This is a genomic window from Pseudomonadales bacterium (genome assembly GCA_013215025.1).
Classification (GTDB): Bacteria; Pseudomonadota; Gammaproteobacteria; order Pseudomonadales; family DT-91; genus DT-91.
Map to the genome: position 1 here is coordinate 1 of JABSRR010000336.1, position 1,652 is coordinate 1,652.

General features: G+C 42.6%; 2 protein-coding genes. One reads left to right on the plus strand and one right to left on the minus strand.

All coding sequences use genetic code 11. From position 1 onward, the window contains the following. The first annotated feature begins 52 nt into the window (after positions 1-52). Entirely contained in the window at positions 53-322 is a 270-nt protein-coding gene (locus HRU21_13450) for a hypothetical protein (GenBank protein NRA43289.1), read from the plus strand. Between the two features lie 142 nt (positions 323-464). Here the strand turns inward: HRU21_13450 and HRU21_13455 are convergent. After that, positions 465-1,652 (minus strand): NAD(P)H-hydrate dehydratase (locus HRU21_13455; GenBank protein NRA43290.1); only part of this gene is annotated, 1,188 nt, incomplete at its 5' end.

Consider the following 1,652-nt stretch of genomic DNA (forward strand, 5'->3'; position numbering starts at 1 on the left):
TAATGAAGCAGTATGAGGCAATTTTATAAGGTGTATAAAACATTCCCGAGACATGACGAAACGAGCTTTTCTGAAACTGCGGATTAATATTTGTAGACAATCCCAAAAAAGTCAATTTACAACCAGCAATAACTTACAAAAACTTTACCAGCGTTACCGTGAAGATTTAAATTTAAAACCAAAAAAGAAAAGACAAATAAAAAAACAAAAAATCAATGCGTTAAAAACTGATGAAGCTCGAGAAGTAAGAATTGAAGATAGCATGCGAATTCAAGTCACTATACACAGGCCATTTGTACCATTTAATAGAACAATAAACTAATAGCTAAGCTCACAAGCCCCCCAACATCCAAGGCTCTAGGCTCTAGGCTCTAGGCTCTAGGCTCTAGGCTCTATTCAATTATGCTTAGGTTGGAAAGTATTACAATTTATAAGATGGTTCTTAAAGTCTTATCGCTTAAAACTTACAGCTTAAAGCTGCCATTAACCAACTCCCTCACTATCGCAAACAAGTCACTCGGTAACATGCCTCTTTCGCCTTCACGTTCTGCGGCAATATCACCGGCTTTTGCATGTAAGGTTACACCTAAACAAGCTGCTTGCTGAGGAGTAAGCCCCTGTGCGATCAATGCCGCTATGATACCTGTTAATACATCGCCACTGCCGCCAACCGCAAGTGCAGGGTTACCGTCGGTACACACCCATGTTTGGTTATTATCAGCAATTAAACTGCCAGCACCTTTGAGTACACAAGTAGTGGTATAGCTACGCGCGAGCTGCTTTACTGCATGAAAGCGATTTTCTTCAATATCGCTAGCGCGACAATTAAGTAACCTTGCAGCCTCACCGGGATGTGGTGTGATAACGGTATTAGCTAATGGAAATGATGAAGCATGCTGAGCTATTAAGTTAAGTGCATCAGCATCAATCACCAGAGGTTTATTATTAGTGAAACAATACTGCATGACAGTTTCAAATGTTGTTTCTGACCAAGTGTCTTGTCCAAGCCCAGGGCCGATGGTGATACAACTTGCCCATTCTAATGCACTAATTAAGTTTGTATCAGTCACCATTAATTCTGGTCGACCAATACTGACTGGCAAAATAGAACTGCTGTGAGTATAAACCTTCACCATACCTGCGCCAGTCCGAAGAGCGGCTTCTGCGGTCAAACGAATTGCACCCGCTGTCCCTGCATTACCACCAATACACAATAATTTTCCATGATTGGTTTTGTGACTGTTATTATCGCGCTCAGGAAGCTTCGGCTGCGTCTGATAGTTGATAAGCTCTGCAGCGGGTGATGTCAGTTTTAAAAAGGCATCTTCAATACCTAAATCATTAAACTCTAGTGCCCCTGCATGTGCTCGTCCTTGCCCAGTTACTAAACCTTGTTTAATTCCCACAAAGGTGACGGTGAGCGCTGCTTTTATTGCAACTCCCTGTACTACACCTGTGTCTGCATTAATGCCTGAGGGGAGGTCAATAGCGACAACTGGCACTTGGCTTTCGTTGGCTGCTTTAATCAATTGTGCGAATGGCTCTCGCACCTCGCTTTGAATACCCGTGCCGAGCAAGCCATCAATGATGATGTCAGCTGATTTAATGGAGCTTAGATCTGCAGTAATTGTCCCACCTAATTCTAACCAAGC

What these genes read in the sequence shown, in the direction of transcription:
- HRU21_13450 (NRA43289.1), top strand. Translation starts at nt 53, where the DNA reads ATGACGAAACGAGCTTTTCTGAAACTGCGGATTAATATTTGTAGACAA.